Raw genomic sequence first — 18,605 nt, forward strand, 5'->3', positions numbered from 1 at the left:
GCATTTTGGCATTGATTTAGATCCTCAAATCTGAATTAATATGCACTAATTGTGATTTATTATTCCCTGGAGGGTGTTTTGATTAAGTCAGCTATACTGGTTCTCGAAGACGGAACCGAATTCCACGGGCGCGCCATTGGTGCTGAAGGGGCCGCTGTTGGAGAAGTCGTTTTCAATACGTCAATGACCGGATATCAAGAAATAATTACCGACCCTTCCTATTCCCGCCAAATCGTTACTCTCACTTATCCTCATATTGGTAATGTCGGCACCAATGCCGATGACGAAGAATCCCCAGAAGTTCATGCACAAGGTTTGATAATTCGTGACCTACCATTGGTTTACAGTAACTTTCGCGGTCAGGAAGGTCTATCAGAATACCTTAAGCGCCATAACGTTGTTGCAATAGCTGATATTGATACACGTAAACTGACGCGTTTGTTAAGAGAGAAAGGAGCGCAGAACGGTTGCATTATTGCTGGTGATAACCCTGACGTAGCATTAGCGCTGGATAAAGCACGCGCATTTTCTGGCCTGAACGGCTTGGATTTGGCGAAAGAAGTCTGCACTAAAGAAGCTTATACTTGGACTCAAGGTTCTTGGACTCTAGAAGAGGGTCAGCTGGGCGCAAAAAATGAAGATGAGCTACCACTACATGTTGTGGCCTACGATTTTGGCGCGAAACGTAACATTCTACGTATGCTAGTTGACCGCGGCTGTCGTTTAACGGTGGTGCCAGCGACAACATCCGCAGAAACGGTGTTAGCGATGGATCCAGATGGTATTTTCTTATCAAATGGCCCTGGCGATCCCGCTCCTTGTGATTATGCAATCAAAGCAATTCAACAATTCTTAACCACAGAGATCCCTGTTTTTGGTATCTGTTTAGGTCATCAATTATTAGCGCTAGCCAGTGGTGCGAGTACCGTAAAAATGAAGTTTGGGCACCACGGTGCGAATCACCCAGTCAAAGATGTAGATCAAAACGTTGTGATGATCACCGCTCAAAACCACGGTTTTGCGGTTGATGAATCAACATTACCCGACACATTACGTGTGACACATAAATCATTGTTTGATGGCACTCTGCAAGGTATTCACCGCACAGATAAACCAGCATTTAGCTTCCAAGGTCACCCTGAAGCAAGCTCTGGTCCTCACGATGCGGCACCACTGTTCGACCATTTTATCGAATTGATTAATGAATATCGCCAGAACCAACCAAGTCATAACGCAAAATAATCGGGAGCAATAAAATGCCAAAACGTACAGATATAAAAAGTATTCTGATCCTAGGGGCTGGCCCGATTGTTATCGGCCAAGCGTGTGAGTTTGACTATTCAGGTGCGCAAGCGTGTAAAGCATTGCGTGAAGAAGGCTATCGCGTCATTTTAGTTAACTCCAATCCTGCAACCATCATGACTGACCCAGAAATGGCCGATGCAACTTATATTGAGCCTATCCATTGGGAAGTGGTACGTAAAATCATCGAAAAAGAGCGTCCAGATGCAGTATTGCCAACAATGGGTGGGCAAACAGCGCTGAACTGTGCATTAGAACTTGAGCGCCAAGGTGTGTTAGCTGAGTTTGGTGTGACGATGATTGGTGCAACTGCTGATGCTATTGATAAAGCCGAAGATCGCCAGCGCTTTGATAAAGCAATGAAGAAAATTGGTTTGGATACCGCTCGTTCAGGTATCGCGCACAATATGGAAGAAGCCTATGCGGTTGCTGATGATGTTGGTTTCCCTTGTATCATCCGCCCTTCCTTTACAATGGGTGGCACGGGCGGCGGGATCGCTTATAACCGTGAAGAATTTGAAGAAATCTGTACGCGAGGCTTAGATCTCTCACCAACTAATGAGCTACTCATTGATGAGTCGCTGATCGGTTGGAAAGAGTATGAAATGGAAGTGGTACGCGATAAAAACGATAACTGCATTATCGTGTGTTCGATTGAAAACTTCGATGCGATGGGGATCCACACAGGCGACTCAATTACCGTTGCACCGGCACAGACGCTGACGGACAAAGAGTACCAAATCATGCGTGATGCCTCAATGGCAGTACTGCGTGAAATCGGTGTTGAAACGGGGGGCTCAAACGTTCAGTTTTCAGTTAACCCGAAAAACGGTCGTTTGATTGTTATTGAGATGAACCCTCGTGTATCACGTTCTTCTGCTTTAGCTTCTAAAGCAACAGGTTTTCCAATTGCTAAAATTGCTGCCAAATTGGCAGTCGGTTATACCCTTGATGAGTTAATGAATGACATCACGGGTGGCCGTACACCTGCATCGTTCGAACCTTCAATTGACTATGTAGTGACAAAAATCCCTCGTTTTAACTTCGAAAAATTTGCGGGTACTAACGATCGCCTGACAACACAAATGAAGTCAGTGGGTGAAGTGATGGCAATTGGTCGTACATTCCAAGAGTCGATGCAAAAAGCCTTACGTGGCCTTGAAGTTGGTGCGACGGGGTTTGATCCGAAAGTGAGCCAAGAAGATCCCGAAGCGTTGACTCGGATCCGTCGTGAATTGAAAGATGCGGGTGCTGAGCGTATTTGGTATGTTGCTGATGCATTCCGTGCTGGTCTCTCTGTAGATGGTGTCTTTAATCTGACGAATATTGACCGCTGGTTCCTTGTACAAATTGAAGAGCTCGTGCGCTTAGAAGAGCAAGTGGCAGAGCAAGGAATTAATGGGTTAACTAAAGACTTTTTACGTGCATTGAAGCGTAAAGGTTTTGCCGACGCTCGCTTAGCAAAATTGGTGGGGGTCTCTGAAGCAGAGCTACGGAAGCTACGTCAAGGTTATGACCTGCACCCAGTATATAAACGCGTGGATACTTGTGCCGCGGAATTCGCCACTGATACCGCTTATATGTACTCCACATATGAAGAAGAGTGTGAATCAAACCCTAATTCAGATAAGCCAAAGGTGATGGTGTTAGGCGGTGGCCCAAATCGTATTGGTCAAGGAATTGAATTTGACTACTGTTGTGTTCATGCATCATTAGCGCTGCGTGAAGATGGCTATGAAACTATCATGGTGAACTGTAACCCTGAAACGGTTTCAACCGATTATGATACTTCAGACCGCCTCTACTTTGAGCCAGTAACGTTAGAAGATGTGTTGGAAATTGTGCGTATTGAACAGCCTAAAGGGGTAATTGTTCAGTATGGCGGGCAAACACCATTGAAATTGGCGCGTGCATTAGAAGCCGCTGGTGTACCCGTGATTGGTACTAGCCCTGATGCGATTGACCGTGCAGAAGATCGTGAACGCTTCCAACAAGCAGTCAACCGCTTGAATCTAAAACAGCCACAAAATGCAACCGTGGCAACCATCGAACAGGCTGTTGAAAAAGCAGCAGGGATTGGTTATCCGCTGGTGGTTCGTCCCTCTTATGTTCTAGGTGGACGAGCAATGGAAATCGTTTATGACGAAACGGATTTACGCCGTTATTTCCAAACAGCGGTGAGTGTGTCAAATGATGCACCAGTTCTGTTAGATCGCTTCCTTGATGATGCCGTTGAAGTTGACGTGGATGCTATCTGTGATGGCGAAATGGTCTTGATTGGCGGGATCATGGAGCACATCGAACAAGCGGGTGTTCACTCAGGTGACTCTGCATGTTCATTGCCTGCTTATACACTTAGCCAAGAAATCCAAGATGTGATGCGTGAGCAAGTACGCAGTTTAGCTTTTGAATTACGTGTTCGTGGCTTGATGAACGTACAGTTTGCGGTGAAAAACAATGAAGTGTATTTGATTGAAGTTAACCCGCGTGCCGCACGTACGGTGCCATTTGTGTCTAAAGCAACAGGGGTTCCACTCGCGAAAGTGGCTGCTCGCGTGATGGTTGGACAATCATTGACAGAGCAGGGCATCACCAAAGAAATCATTCCTCCTTATTATTCTGTGAAAGAAGTGGTACTGCCGTTTAACAAATTCCAAGGCGTTGACCCCATTTTAGGGCCTGAAATGCGTTCAACGGGGGAAGTTATGGGGGTTGGCCGTACATTTGCAGAGGCTTTTGCTAAAGCGATGTTAGGCAGCAGCTCGACCATGAAAAAATCAGGGCGTGCTTTATTATCGGTGCGCGAAGGGGATAAGACACGTGTTGTTGATTTAGCCGCTAAACTACTGAAACATGGTTTTGAGCTAGATGCGACCCATGGTACCGCGATTGTACTGGGCGAAGCAGGGATCAACCCACGTTTAGTCAATAAAGTTCACGAAGGGCGTCCACATATTCAAGATAGGATCAAAAATGGTGAGTACGATTATATCGTTAATACCACTGCGGGCCGTCAAGCTATTGAAGACTCTAAATTGATCCGCCGTAGTGCCCTACAGTATAAAGTGCACTATGACACTACATTGAATGGGGGTTTTGCAACAACCATGTCATTGAGTGCTGATCCAACTGAGAAAGTGATTTCAGTTCAGGAAATGCATGCACTGATCAAATAACTAAATCGTCAGTTCAGTCAGCCCTGTTATTGAAAAATAACAGGGCTTTTTTGAGCACATTTACTCTAAATAATTCAAGAATGCAGGTAGGCGACAAGCGAAGATAGCCGATGAGCATAGGAAAACTATGTGATTCGGGTAGCTGAGTGTAGTCAACAACCCTGCAACTTGAAGTATGACGAGTAAAATTTATTGTATTGCTTGGCGGTGTTTGGATATTTTATTTTCAATATCCTTTATCCACGAAACCTTTAAGTCATGGAATTGCTGGTCGGCTGCAAATAGCGCCGCGCCTCGTAAAGACAATTCACGAATATCATCTTGTGGGATATTGGCCACACTCATTTCGCGATTGTATTGACGAAATGATTCCATTTTATTATCACAGTAGCCCAGAGCAGCTTCGGCGATCTCCGTGGCAGATTGGTTATTTTTACTCGCAATATCAAAAGCATATTGGTCAATACAGGATTTTGCTTCTTCTGCTTTTTCATAGCCGGGAGTACTAGGCTCACCAATATCTAAGCTATCAGCCAGCCCTATTACAGGAAGTAAAAGCAATCCAATGGATATTGCTTTTATGTTCATTTATTTCACCATCATTTATAAGTGTGGATTATTCGTCGGAATTATATATTCGTCATACTTCAAATTGCAGGGATTTTCGTGGAGGCATCAGTGACTACGCCACGCTCACCGAGCTGACCTATGCTACCCAACTATCTTCGCTTGTTGCCTACCTGCATCTCGAATTATTGAGAGTATAATCAGCGGCATAGTGCTCTGCTACAAGAAAAAGATAAAATTATACAAAAGAAATATATTTTAAATGATAACGAGTGTATTGACTCTTACGTAACGTGAGGCATTAACCTGCAAGTCGATCACAGGAGGATAAAGATGCTATTTCAAGTGGGTGAAATTGCCCAGAGAACCGGGCTAACTATTCGTACACTTCATCATTATGAAGAAATAGGGTTATTAGTACCGACTGCAAGAACCGATGCAGGTTATCGTTTGTATAACGTACAATGTCTTGAGCGTTTGACTCAAATTCAAATGTTAAGGCAAGTGGGCGTAAAACTTAAAGACATCGGTGAGATCTTAGATGGTCAAAGTGGTGATATGGCGCAAATGCTGCAAGAGCGTATTGATGCTCTGTCGGCACAAATGAAGCAGATGGCACAGTTGCAATATCGATTGGAGCAGCTTCAGCGGCAGATGCAGGCTGGCGACATTCTCACTCAGACTGATTGGTTTTCCATTTTGGAGATGATGTCCATGTATGATAAGTACTTTACACCAAAAGAATTAGAGCAGATGCCACTGTATACGGCTCACACCCTAAAGAGCGAAGAGTGGCAGCAACGAGTTAGTATAGTCAAATCCTTAATAAAAGAAGGGATTGCACCTGACTCCGAGCAAGCAAAGAAAGTCGCAACGGAATGGATGATAGCGCTGGAACGTGATACTGGCGGAAGCCCCGATTTTTTTGCTCGCCTAAACACGATCCATTTATCAGACAATGAATTTGCTATTTCATCGGGTATTACTGAGGAAATGATTGAGTATGTTGCTAGAGGGTTTAGTGAACATCAGCTAGATATTTTCAAACCCCACTTAACGGAGCAGCAATTTGCTTTTGTTCAAGAACACTATTTTGAATCAGGTAGAGTTTGGCCTGAGCTGATCGCCGGTCTCTATAATGCACTAAAAGCCGGTCTTCCACCTGAATCAGCAGAGGTTCAATCATTGGCTCAAATGTGGTTAACCATGTTTAATCAATTTACCGGTGGTGATCCCGTACTACAGGAAAAAATTCGTCAAATTTACCAAGAGGATCCTGTTATCTCTCGTGGCACATGGATGACGCCTGAAATTGGGCAATATCTGTTTGCTGCACTGACCGTTTATTTTGCTCACTAATAAATCATTTGCCGCCTTTAAGAGGCGGCTCGATGTTGTTGACGAAGCGGGATAAAAGCGTGGTTTTTCCCGCTTCGTGTTATCAGCCGAAAATCAATGAATTGATTTTGCTCGTTTATTTCAACACTCTAAACAACTACCGCCAAACAGAATACGTTTGGCGGTAGTCTGTGCATCCTTTAAGAGACGGCTTTTTGCTTATTCTGTTTTATTACTGAGAGCTTTACGATGCTTCCAATACACCATAATCGACCCTATTAAACCACCAATAAGTAGCAATACAGGTAAAATCATCAGCACACTGATGACGACCTGTTCATGCTGTTTGATAAATGGAATTTGGTTTAGCGCATAGCCCAGTGTGACGATAATCCCGACCCACAACAGCCCGCTTAACCAATTGAATAACTGAAAACGGCGATGGCTCAGTTCAGAGAGTCCTGCAAGAACAGGCAATAATGTTCGCACAAAGGCTAAAAAGCGGCCTATCAACAGCGCATATAGCCCCTGTTTATGAAACATATGGTTCGCTTTTTCATGGTATTCATGAGGGATTTGCGCTAGCCAACGCTTAATTAATTTTGTTTCGCTTAGCCATCTTCCCTGAAGGAAGCCTAGCCAACAACCAACGCTTGCTGCGGTAGTGAGTAATAAAATCGTTGGCACAAAACTCAATACACCTTTTGCAATTAATGCACCTGAAAGGATCAATAGGGTATCACCGGGTAAGAAGGCTGCGGGAAGCACCCCATTTTCTAAGACGATGACCACAAAGAGAACTGTATAAATAACCCAAAGTACTTCTGGATTGGAGAGTTTAAGAAAATCGTGGTGCCAAAGTGCCAGTACGATTTCGCGTAGTACTTCCATAATCGTTCCTGTATTTACGAAAAAAGCTGCGAAAAAAGCGAATTCATTATTATCTTACAGGAAAAAATGACGCTAAGTTTGATTTGTTTACTGAATGTGTGGATTAGTTGAAATTTTAATAGAGGTCATACCAATACTTTCATATTAGCAAACACTATGAAAGTATTGGAAAAAAATACATGCTTAAATGCGTTCAAATGCCAATGCCAGATCATCAATCAGATCTTGTGGATGCTCTAGGCCAACATGGATACGGAAAAAGGTGCCGTCATTAGGTTGGAAATCGTATTGACGCATACTTAATAGATCTTCTTTTTGGTAGCCTAAAATTAATGATTCATAGCCACCCCATGAATAGCCCATTTTGAAGTGGCTAAAATGGTTTAGAAAATCTTCAAATTGCTGCTGGGAGAGACGTGATTTTAGTTGAAAAGAGAATAATCCATTGCTGCCGCTAAAATCGCGAACAAAAAATGAGTGTCCCGGGCAAGAAGGTAAAGCTGGGTGGTAAACAGATTCAACTTCAGGCCGTTGTTCTAACCATTGTGCAACAGTGAGGCCACTACTTTCATGCTGTTTTAAGCGCGTGGCTAATGTGTGCAAACCACGTCCAGCCATATATACCGTATCGGGATCCGCGGTTTGACCAAGTAAATAGGAATTTTCACGTAATGTCTTAATACAGCGTTGATTGGCAACCGCAATGCCTAACATTGAATCTGAATGACCATTGATATATTTGGTGGCAGATTGGATTGAAATATCAATATCGAGTAGCAAAGGTTTCAGTAATACACCTGCGGCCCAAGTATTATCAATCATGATAATCGTTTCAGGTGCTTGTTGGCGGATAGCTTGAACAATCGCAGGAAGATCATGTATTTCCATGGTAATAGAACTAGGCGCTTCTAAAAAAACAATACGTGTATTAGTGCGCAATAGTTCGGCAATACCAGCGCCGATTAACGGATCAAAATAGTCGGTTTTAATGTTTAGCTTAGTAAGGATTTTGTCACAAAAATTTTGTGTCGGATCGTAAGCTGAGCCTGTGACTAAAATATGATCGCCAGAAGAAACAAAAGATAATATTGAATTGGTAATAGCAGCTGCGCCAGAAGGGTATAATACTGTGCCTGCACCACATTCAAGTTCAGTCATGGCCTCTTGGAAGGCAAAGTGTGTTTGGGTTCCTCTGCGACCATAAAAAAGGACTGAATTTGCCCTATTTTGTGTAGCATGGCGCTTCTCTTCAACAGTGTCAAAAATCACTGACGAGGTGCGCTGAATAATTGGATTAACACCTTTTTGGGTATATTTAGGATTTCTGCCAAGATGGACAAGTTGTGTTTCGGGGCGGATCTTTGCCATATTGTGTCCTTGCACTTGCTTAAAGTAGGGAAACCGGAAAGTCGTTAATTGAAGTTAAATGATTTGATTGAGGAAGTACATGCTTTAACTTTCAATCTGATTTTTTTTCATGTCAGCTTAAAATAACCTCATGATTGCAATGGGCTTGTTTGCTTTAGAGCAAAAAATAATAAAAAAATGCTGAATAGTAATGATAATTACTATCAATTCGCGTCATGTTTGATATTATCAGCACCGTCATTTTTAAAAATGACACATTAGGCGAGGGAACTTCGCTTTTATAGGTTAGTCGGTGACTGTAAATACAATATCATCGGCACACATTTTTACTCTAAATAATTCAAGGTTGTATTAGTGACAAGTGAACAAGTTGCTAGGCGCATAGATAAGTATGTGGCTGGTGCGAGTGAGCATAGTCAACAACACGATAACTTGAAGTATAACGAGTATATTAATAGAACACAGAAAAAGAGAATATAAGGCCAACTGATGCGTAAACTAACAGCTTCTATTCTATTGGCGATGGGCCTGATGGGAACTGCATATGCGGATACCACACCAGAGACAACCCCAACATCAGCTCAAACAGCACCGGCTGCTTCGGGTTCTGAAGCAAATAACCCATCCGCAGCGACGCCAATTGCACAAAATCAAGCCAGTGCTGAAAACAATACATCAGCACCTGTTATCAGTGAAAGCATTGAAATTGCACCTGAAAACCAAGGCGGTTTCGACAAAGATTTATCGGTTTGGGGGATGTATCAAAACGCAGATAATGTTGTTAAAACCGTTATGATAGGGCTGGTTATTGCATCAATTATCACATGGGCATTGTTCTTCTCTAAAGGTATTGAGCTATTAGTTGCTCGTCGACGCTTGAAATCAGAAGCAAAAGCATTAGCAGAAGTTAAATCGCTTGATGAGGCGGTTAGTATCGCGAGCAATTTCAAAGCAAATAGTGTGACTAGTTTGTTGCTTAATGAAGCGGTTGCTGAAAGGACACTGTCTGCACAAAGTACTGATTTAGCGGGTATTAAAGAACGAACTGGCTTCCGCTTAGAGAGAGCGATTGCTGCAATTAGCCGCTATATGGGGCGCGGTAATGGGTATTTAGCGACTATTGGCGCAATTTCGCCATTTGTGGGGCTATTTGGTACCGTTTGGGGGATCATGAATAGCTTTATTGGTATTGCTCACTCACAAACAACTAACTTAGCTGTTGTGGCTCCTGGGATTGCCGAAGCACTATTAGCAACGGCGATCGGTCTGATTGCGGCAATTCCAGCTGTGGTTATTTATAACATTTTTGCTCGTATGATTAATAACTATCGTGGTCAGATTGGTGATGTTGCAGCACAGGCTGCGCTACTATTAGGTCGTGACCTCGATCTGGCAAATAGTAAAGCAAGGTAACAACGATTATGGCAATGCGTTTAGGCGATGAACAAGATGATAGCGGTGAAATGCATGAAATTAACGTAACACCTTTTATTGATGTTATGTTAGTCCTTCTGATCATTTTTATGGTTGCTGCTCCATTAGCAACGGTTGATATCAAAGTTGATTTACCTGCTTCGACAGCAAAACCACAGCCGCGTCCGGAAAAACCTGTATTCCTAACAGTAAAATCAGATAGCCAGCTATTTATTGGCGATCAAGCGGTAACAAAAGAGCAGCTAGCAACATCACTAGATGCTGCAACCAACGCCAATAAAGAGACCACCATATTTTTCCAAGCGGATAAGACCGTTGACTATGAAACAATGATGGATGTTATGAATGCATTACGGCAGTCAGGGTATCTCAAGATTGGTTTAGTTGGTATGGAAGCGACCGCCCCTAAGCAGTAAATCATATAGCTTTGCACAACGCGTTTTACCTCATTTGAGATAAAACGCGTTTTTTGTTACTCATTATTGGTTGAGTCTCCTTTCATTTATGCCTGTAATCATTAATTTTTTGAATTAATGTCATCGTTTTATGGTTAAAAAATGTATAAAAAATGTAACTTAAATGTTCATTGTTTTTGCTTTTTTCACCAAATTAGTTCGCTAAGTGATTATTAAAAATAAACCATTTTTTCTTTATGGGATTATTTAATTTTGAATAAGACTAAGTAGTTACGCGTAACTTCTAACTCGAAAATAGTGTCAATTTAATCTAGGTAATATATAACTTATTGTTATTTAAATAATAAATATAATCCCTTGTAGTTTTGATGAATAGAATGTGAATTTATTCATTTTTCGTGTTACTGAGTAAATAAGGTAATAGAATAAATTAGATTAATACTTATTAAGATTCAATATATATGAATAAATAAATATAATAACTAAATTTTAATCTATTTCCAGATAAGGAGAGTTTATTAAATAATTAGTTTTGTAACATTTTCAAGATATCAGTAATTATGTAAATTATATCTAAAAATATATATTAATGTTTTTTTAAAACATGATTGTTTTTATATCACTGTGATTTTATTGATCTTTTTTCTTTTTCTTGGATGATTTTAGTTAAATGAAAAAAACACTTGCGCAACAATTATGTTGCGTTATAATGCAATCAATAACATTTGGAAATACTTTTAAATACTTTTCATGTTTTAAACTATTTATTTTCTTTATACGCCAAACTAGGGAAATATAAATTAACCTTGATATCTTGAGTTAACAAAAATAAGTTTTACCACTTTTTTGCTTTAATCATGAATCGGTTTATTAGTTGAAGAATGTTATTCTGAAGTCAAATGGGCTGATTTCAGACTACGCATAGCAATGCAACGCCTTAACAGGCAATTTCATATTATACTCCTCTATTATAGATAAATAAGACTACACATTCATGCGTTATCTCTGATAACGCTTTTTTTTGTCTTAAATTTAAGTTAAAACAACGAATTATTTTTTATCTAGTAGTTGCACGCCGATGTTCTCTGCTAGCTTTTTATGCTAATTAGACCAATTGCGGTCTATTTAAGTATGACTAGCATTATTTAAACAAATATCTTCACGAAATGAATTATCGGAGTATTATGTTACCTCTACTGCTGTGGGGAATATACTCGTCATATTTCAAGTTGTAAGGCTTTTCGTTGAGGTATAAGTGACTATGCTTAGCTAGTCGGGTCACATAGTTTTTCTATGCTCTCCCTCTATCTTCACTTATCGCCTACCTACACCTCGAACTATTTAGAGTATAGATACAACAGCGGGCTTCTCTGCCAGGTACTGGCGTGAATCAATTGGAAGTTAACATGACTTGGTCTGAGTTTAAATCTCACTATCTCATCCGTTTTTGGAAACCTTTACCTGCCGTTATTGCAGCAGGTGTTCTCTCGACATACTACTTTGGCTTAACTGGCACATTTTGGGCTGTAACTGGTGAATTTACTCGTTGGGGTGGGCACATCTTACAGCTCTTTGGTGCTGAGCCTGAAAATTGGGGATACTTTAAAGTCATTGGTTTTTCGGGTAGCCCATTAGATAGGATTGATGGCGTAATGATCATCGGGATGTTTGCTGGGTGTTTCGCCGCCGCGCTATGGGCAAATAACGTTAAACTACGAATGCCTCAACATCGGATCCGTATTTTCCAAGCGATTATTGGCGGTATCATTGCTGGGTTTGGTGCTCGCTTAGCAATGGGGTGTAATCTTGCCGCATTTTTCACTGGGATCCCTCAATTTTCTTTACACGCATGGTACTTTGCTATCGCAACTGCGGTAGGCTCTTACTTTGGGGCCAAATTCACGCTGATGCCAATGTTTAGGATCCCCGTTAAATTGAAAAAAGTTTCTTCGGCCTCTCCTTTAACACAGCGGACTGATGTCGCTAAAAAACGCTTCAAATTAGGGATGACGGTATTTTTAATCGCCATTGCATGGGGGTTTTATACCTTATGGGATGCGCCTGTACTCGGTATCGCCATTTTGTGTGGCATAGGGTTTGGTTTACTGATTGAACGTGCTCAAATTTGCTTTACTTCTGCATTCCGCGATTTATGGATCACGGGAAGAACTCACATGGCAAAAGCGATTATTATTGGTATGGCTGTCAGCGCGATTGGTATTTTTAGTTATGTACAACTCGGCGCCACACCAAAAATATTGTGGGCGGGACCCAATGCGGTTATTGGCGGATTGCTGTTTGGCTTCGGGATAGTGTTAGCAGGAGGCTGTGAAACAGGTTGGATGTATCGGGCTGTTGAAGGGCAAGTTCATTATTGGTGGGTTGGTTTTGGTAACATCATTGGAGCAACTATTCTGGCTTATTATTGGGATGATCTAGCTCCTTGGTTAGCCACTGATTTTGATAAGGTTAATTTACTCGAAACATTTGGTCCGCAAGGCGGCTTAGCTGTGACTTATTTGCTATTAGCATTAGCCTTTATTTTAATGTTGGTATGGGAAAAATATTTTTTCCGTAAGCGCACACAAACTCAAGCAATAACAACAACGGAGGCATCATGAGCCATAAAGAAATTATCCCTGACTATCGATTAGATATGGTTGGTGAGCCTTGTCCTTATCCAGCAGTAGCAACACTAGAAGCGATGCCATCGTTAAAAAAAGGGGAAATATTGGAAGTGGTGAGCGATTGCCCACAATCGATTAATAACATCCCTTTAGATGCAAAAAATTATGGCTATACGGTGTTGGATATTCAACAAGATGGGCCGACTATACGGTATTTGATCCAAAAATAAAGATATCCACCAGATACCCGTCATACTTCGCGCCGCAGCGTTGTTGGCTTCAATCGCAGACCCTAGTCACATACTTATGTATGCTACTAGGGCTCTACTCAATCGCCGCCTAGCTGCAACACGAATTATTTAGGGTATCCCGTTAAATATAAAACATAAAAAAATTAATTAATTGAGTTTCTAATGTAGTTCGGTTATTCATCTTTCCAATTTGTTAAATCAAGTACCAATTCACATTCATCGTCTAGATACGATCCCGTTGGGATAAAACCGAGCTTTTGGTAGAACTCAAAAGGACTTTCTTCTCCTTCGCCACAACTGTTATATAGACGTGGATAACCTTTCTTTTTTAAATAACGAATCACTTGCAGTAAAGCTTCTCGGCCAAACCCTAGTTTTTGATAGGGCTCTGCTATCATAAAACGCCATAGCATAATGCCATCATATTCGAGTTCATCATCATCTAATCCAGAGTGCAGCATGATAAAACCAACGGGAACATCATCAGCGTATATACCTCGATACCATGCACAATCTGAAAATTGAGCTTCAACAATAGAGTATGCATTATCCGCTACCATACTACGTTGTGCTTCACTAAGTGTATGGCTTAACAGACAAATTTCAGAGAAGTTATCTGCCGTAATTTTTTGCAGAGTGACAAGTGAATGTTCATCCACTTCTGGTTCGATGAGCTCTTTCATAACAATTCCTGCGATTGAAGTTTGACCTTATGGTTGCGACTTGATTATTTTTGTTATTGAAATGTAATTCAGCAGAGATTTGGCGGGTAGTCAATGACTTAATAGTGGCAATGCTAGCAAGGTCTAAAAAGTGATGGCAACACGATGAAATTGTGTTGCCAATGATAAAATAAATTGTTGATTAATGTTCGGCTTCACCACCGAGGACATCAATAAGGCGAGTGATAAGTGCACTGAGTTCGCCTGTCATTAGGGCATAATCGGCATCAAAGCGCTGAGCATAATCTTCTTTGCCAATATCATCGTTTTGTTCTTTTAATGTATCACTGAATTTTAACCTTTTTAGTGAACCATCATCCGAAAGCATAAACTGTATGCGCTCTTCCCAATCTAAAGCCAATTTAGTGACTAATTTTCCAGCTTCGATATGTGTGGCTATTTCGTCGGAAATTAATTCCTGTTTTTTACAACGGATAATGCCGCCCTCCTCAAGGATGGCTTTTAATTCAGCTTCATCCATCACAGAAAAACCTTGAGGTAGGGAGCCCGAACGGATCCACTCGGTTAAAGTCAGTTCGATTGGATCTTTAAATGTGAGTGGTACTACAGGAAGTGAGCCTAGGCTTTTACGCAGCAAAGCCAAGTTGTCTTCGGCACGTTTCGCACTTGCTGCATCAACAATAATTAGCTGATTAACAGTATCAATCCATATGTAGGTTTTGCTGTATTTACTGAATGCTCTAGGCAGTAATGCATGAACGACTTCATCTTTAAGGGAGTCTTTTTCTGTTTTTTTCAGTTTACGACCTTGGTCAGCTTCCAGTTTTTCGATTTTATCTTGTAGTTCTTGCTTAATCACTGGAGAAGGTAACATTTTCTCTTCTTTTTTCGCGCAGATCAGAATTTGGTTACCCGCAGCATGCGTTAAAGAGTCAGAACCCTTCATTGGTGACACCCAACCTGTTTGCATCATGTCTTGGCTACCGCAAGGGTGATAGGTGAGAGGGGCAAGCTGTTTTTCTAGATCGTCAGCACTGAGTGTCAGATCACGATTCAGACGATAGACCAATATATTCTTGAACCACATGAAAAACCTACCTTTGTTGATGGATTGCCTATTTTAGCCGATGGCTATGATAACGAATTGTCTGTTATTAAGCGAAAAAAAATGCCCTATCACATAATTTATTACGTGTAGCAGTATTAATGGCATGTTTTCTATACACTATAAGTACAGAACGAATACTCAGGTGGAGCAACGATGAGAATTGGAATTGATCTCGGTGGTACTAAGATTGAAGTTATCGCACTGGATGATGATGGTGAGACTTTATTTAGAAAACGGGTCGCGACGCCTCGTGGTGATTATCAAGCAACGCTAAATGCAATTGTGAGTTTAGTTAGCGATGCAGAATTAGCAACAGGGCAAAAAGGCACTGTTGGTGTCGGTATTCCAGGTACATTATCTCCAGTAACAGGACGGGTGAAGAATGCAAATTCAACATGGTTGAATGGGCAGTTTTTTGATGCGGATTTAGCCAAGCTGCTAGGACGCCCCGTAAAAGTGGCGAATGATGCGAATTGTCTTGCCGTATCAGAGGCCGTTGATGGCGCAGGCAAAGGCGCTAAAGTCGTGTTTGCCGTTATTATTGGGACTGGATGCGGAGCAGGAATTGCAATTAATGGGCAAGTGCACTCAGGGGGAAATGGTGTCGCTGGGGAATGGGGGCATAACCCACTACCTTGGCAAGATGAACAAGACCATGCATTTCTTCAGGGTGAACAATGTTATTGCGGTTTAGTTGGCTGTACCGAGCTTTTTGTTTCTGGAACGGGGTTCATGAGTGACTATCGCAAGTATACAGGTGAAACAAAAACAGGTTCAGAGATTATTGAATTGATTGGGGCAGGTGATCAACATGCGACGTCTGTGATGCATAACTATCAGTCGCGTCTTGCAAGAGCATTGGCCCAAGCCATTAATATGTTAGATCCTGATGTTATTGTGCTTGGTGGGGGAATGAGCAACGTCGATAATTTATATCAAACATTACCGCCATTAATTAGAAATTGGGTATTTGGACGTGAATGTGATACACCAATTCGCAAAGCAGTGCATGGCGATTCGAGTGGTGTACGTGGTGCTGCGTGGTTGTGGCCGCAAAATTAGGTATGACAATGATGACTTTTTGTGACTTATATTCAATTAAATCAATCTAATTAAGATAGGTAGTGACTTCACTTTATATCAAGTGCACTGTTTACATTCGTCACGCTGCAAGTTGCAGCGCTTTTCGTTTAGGTATAGGGCTATCCGAGGCCACATACTTATATATGTACAGCGAGATAATATCACTTGCTGCTTAGCTGCACCTCGAATTACTTAAAATCTATGAAGATCTTAAAATAGGGTTTTGAGCACTTTTCTGACTAAAAATGATTTTGCATCAATTTGTGTAGAGGAATTACAGATGAATAATATCTTTAAACTGTCGGCGCTAGCTTTGTTTATCACATTGAATGCCAATGCTGCGACAGTTGATTTACGTGTTATGGAAACGTCTGACATTCATAGTAACTTGATTGATTTTGATTATTATAAGGATAAATCAACAGATCAGTTTGGGTTAGTTCGAACTGCAAGTTTGATTAAAGCGGCTAAAGCTGAAGTAACTAATGCTGTGTTGGTGGATAACGGTGACTTAATTCAGGGCAGCCCATTAGCAGACTACATGGCAGCGAAAGGCATCGAAGAAGGGGGATCCCATCCAGCCCATAGTTTAATGAATACCATGGGGTATACCGTAGGTAACTTTGGTAACCATGAATTTAATTTTGGGTTGGATTACCTGAAAAAAGCCATTGCTGGCGCTAAATTTCCTTATATAAACGCGAATATTATTGATGCTAAAACGGGGGAAAACTTTTTTACACCTTATATTATCGTTGATACGCCAGTTAAAGATCGTGACGGCAAAGAGCATAACTTGAAGATTGGCTATATAGGTTTTGTTCCACCACAGATTATGATTTGGGACAAACCAAACTTAAGCGGTAAAGTTACCGTCAATGATATTACTGAAACCGCCAAAAAATTTGTGCCGCAAATGAAGAAAGAAGGTGCCGACATCATTGTCGCGATCCCGCACTCAGGCTTCTCTCAAGAGCCATATAAAGCGATGGCTGAAAATTCCGTTTATTACCTGAGCGATGTTCCGGATATTAATGCCATTATGTTTGGTCATTCACATGGTGTATTTCCAAGCAAGGAATTTGCAAATATTAAAGGGGTCGACATTGCCAAAGGAACGGTTAATGGGATCCCTGCTGTTATGCCTGGGCAATGGGGCGATCACCTTGGTGTCGTTGATTTGGTATTAAACAATGATGACGGGAGCTGGAAAGTTGTTGATGCAAATGCACAGGCACGCCCTGTTTATGATAAAGCTAATAAAAAACCATTAGTTGAGCGTGATAATGAATTGGCTAAAATCATTGATAAACCACACAATGAGACGCGTCAATTTGTTAGCAAACTGATCGGTAAAGCTTCTGACAATATGTACAGCTATTTGGCCTTAGTTCAAAGTGATCCAACGGTTCAGATCGTGAATGATGCCCAAATTGATTACACCAAACACTATATTCAAGGTGATCCTGATCTAGCCGATCTGCCTGTTTTAGCTGCTGCTGCACCATTTAAAGTCGGAGGAAGGAAAAATGCACCGGATGAATTTGTTGAAGTAGAAAAGGGCGATTTAACTTTCCGTAATGCCGCAGATTTGTATTTATATCCTAATACGTTAGTTGTAGTGAAAGCGACAGGCGCAGAAGTGATTGAATGGCTTGAGTGCTCTGCTGGTATGTTTAATCGTATTGATCCTCAATCGACATCCCCTCAAAGCCTAATTAATTGGGATGGTTTTAGAACTTATAATTTCGACACTATTAGTGGGGTTAATTATCAAATAGACCTGACTCAACCTGCAAAATATGATGTAGATTGTCAGCCTGTAAATCCTCAATCTAATCGAATTAAAAATGTGACTTATCAAGGTAAGCCAATCGATCCTAAAGCCAGCTTCTTAGTCGCAACCAATAATTATAGGGCTTACGGTGGTAAATTTGCTGGAACGGGAGATAGCCATATCGCATTTGCTTCACCTGATGAAAACCGTTCAATACTTGCTTCTTATATTGCGAAGGTTTCTAAACAACAGGGCCAGGTTGCAAGTAAGGCTGACAATAATTGGTCTTTCTTACCGATTAAGACCGATAAGCAACTGGATATTCGTTTTGAGACATCTCCTACTGAGAAAGCTGCAACATTTATTAAGCAGCATTCATTGTATTCAGTAAAACAAGTTGGAACAGATAGCATAGGTTTTGCTATTTACCAAATTAATTTAACTGAAAAATAAGTGAAATATAATTAAATATAGATGTCCTATTAATAAATAGAATCCCTCGTTATTATTGATATTGTGTTAATAGTAACGGAGGGGTTTATTTTATGTGGTTTTTTAAAGTTAAAAATATAAAAATGTATGTG

General features: G+C 41.0%; 14 protein-coding genes. 9 read left to right on the forward strand and 5 right to left on the reverse strand.

The features are described from left to right. The first annotated feature begins 78 nt into the window (after positions 1-78). Positions 79-1,242: a glutamine-hydrolyzing carbamoyl-phosphate synthase small subunit gene (gene carA / locus JI723_RS03670; RefSeq protein ID WP_070926871.1), complete on the forward strand. Its 1,164-nt coding sequence runs from the start codon at positions 79-81 to the stop codon at positions 1,240-1,242. Positions 1,243-1,256: 14 nt separating this feature from the next. Beyond that, positions 1,257-4,478 (forward strand): carbamoyl-phosphate synthase large subunit, encoded by a 3,222-nt coding sequence (carB, locus tag JI723_RS03675; RefSeq protein ID WP_140182779.1) that lies wholly within the window; start codon positions 1,257-1,259, stop codon positions 4,476-4,478. 189 nt (positions 4,479-4,667) lie between these two features. Here the strand turns inward: carB and JI723_RS03680 are convergent, their stop codons facing one another. Beyond that, positions 4,668-5,066, reverse strand: coding sequence for a hypothetical protein (locus JI723_RS03680; RefSeq protein WP_272580412.1), 399 nt, complete (start codon positions 5,064-5,066; stop codon positions 4,668-4,670). A 312-nt stretch (positions 5,067-5,378) separates the two neighbouring features. On the opposite strand from JI723_RS03680, the gene JI723_RS03685 reads away from it, so the two are divergent. Further along, positions 5,379-6,404, forward strand: a complete 1,026-nt coding sequence (locus JI723_RS03685) for a MerR family transcriptional regulator (RefSeq protein ID WP_272580411.1) — start codon at positions 5,379-5,381, stop codon at positions 6,402-6,404. A 198-nt stretch (positions 6,405-6,602) separates the two neighbouring features. On the opposite strand, the gene JI723_RS03690 is transcribed toward JI723_RS03685, so the two are convergent. Both JI723_RS03690 and metC read right to left on the reverse strand, forming a co-directional pair. After that, complete coding sequence (locus tag JI723_RS03690; RefSeq protein WP_337979786.1) at positions 6,603-7,274, reverse strand: DedA family protein; 672 nt, start codon at positions 7,272-7,274, stop codon at positions 6,603-6,605. A gap of 183 nt (positions 7,275-7,457) precedes the next feature. Continuing rightward, a complete protein-coding gene (gene metC / locus JI723_RS03695; protein WP_070926862.1) occupies positions 7,458-8,642 on the reverse strand; it encodes a cystathionine beta-lyase in 1,185 nt (394 codons plus the stop codon). 489 nt (positions 8,643-9,131) lie between these two features. On the opposite strand from metC, the gene exbB reads away from it, so the two are divergent. The 4 genes from exbB to yedF all read left to right on the forward strand — a co-directional run bounded on the left by exbB (position 9,132) and on the right by yedF (position 13,349). Beyond that, positions 9,132-10,055 carry a tonB-system energizer ExbB gene (gene exbB, locus JI723_RS03700; RefSeq protein ID WP_272580409.1) on the forward strand — a complete coding sequence of 308 codons (924 nt, stop codon included), beginning with the start codon at positions 9,132-9,134 and terminating at the stop codon, positions 10,053-10,055. Between the two features lie 8 nt (positions 10,056-10,063). Continuing rightward, positions 10,064-10,492: a TonB system transport protein ExbD gene (gene exbD, locus JI723_RS03705; protein ID WP_070926859.1), complete on the forward strand. Its 429-nt coding sequence runs from the start codon at positions 10,064-10,066 to the stop codon at positions 10,490-10,492. 1,406 nt (positions 10,493-11,898) lie between these two features. Further along, complete coding sequence (yedE, locus tag JI723_RS03710) at positions 11,899-13,113, forward strand: selenium metabolism membrane protein YedE/FdhT (RefSeq protein ID WP_337979787.1); 1,215 nt, start codon at positions 11,899-11,901, stop codon at positions 13,111-13,113. Continuing rightward, positions 13,110-13,349 (forward strand): sulfurtransferase-like selenium metabolism protein YedF, encoded by a 240-nt coding sequence (gene yedF / locus JI723_RS03715; protein WP_004926886.1) that lies wholly within the window; start codon positions 13,110-13,112, stop codon positions 13,347-13,349. The genes yedE and yedF overlap by 4 nt, the downstream gene beginning before the upstream one ends. Before the next feature lie 194 nt (positions 13,350-13,543). On the opposite strand, the gene JI723_RS03720 is transcribed toward yedF, so the two are convergent. After that, positions 13,544-14,053: a GNAT family N-acetyltransferase gene (locus JI723_RS03720; RefSeq protein WP_070926856.1), complete on the reverse strand. Its 510-nt coding sequence runs from the start codon at positions 14,051-14,053 to the stop codon at positions 13,544-13,546. A 181-nt stretch (positions 14,054-14,234) separates the two neighbouring features. Then, the gene (gene rdgC, locus JI723_RS03725; RefSeq protein ID WP_337979788.1) at positions 14,235-15,140 is read right to left on the reverse strand and encodes a recombination-associated protein RdgC; all 906 of its coding nucleotides are present in this window, start codon (positions 15,138-15,140) and stop codon (positions 14,235-14,237) included. 174 nt (positions 15,141-15,314) lie between these two features. Between rdgC and mak the strand changes: the two genes are divergently transcribed. Both mak and JI723_RS03735 read left to right on the forward strand, forming a co-directional pair. After that, complete coding sequence (mak, locus tag JI723_RS03730) at positions 15,315-16,223, forward strand: fructokinase (protein WP_070926854.1); 909 nt, start codon at positions 15,315-15,317, stop codon at positions 16,221-16,223. Positions 16,224-16,524: 301 nt separating this feature from the next. Then, complete coding sequence (locus tag JI723_RS03735) at positions 16,525-18,474, forward strand: bifunctional 2',3'-cyclic-nucleotide 2'-phosphodiesterase/3'-nucleotidase (protein ID WP_337979789.1); 1,950 nt, start codon at positions 16,525-16,527, stop codon at positions 18,472-18,474. Positions 18,475-18,605: the final 131 nt, after the last annotated feature.

The organism is Providencia manganoxydans, assembly GCF_016618195.1.
In the GTDB taxonomy this organism is placed as follows: domain Bacteria; phylum Pseudomonadota; class Gammaproteobacteria; order Enterobacterales; family Enterobacteriaceae; genus Providencia; species Providencia manganoxydans.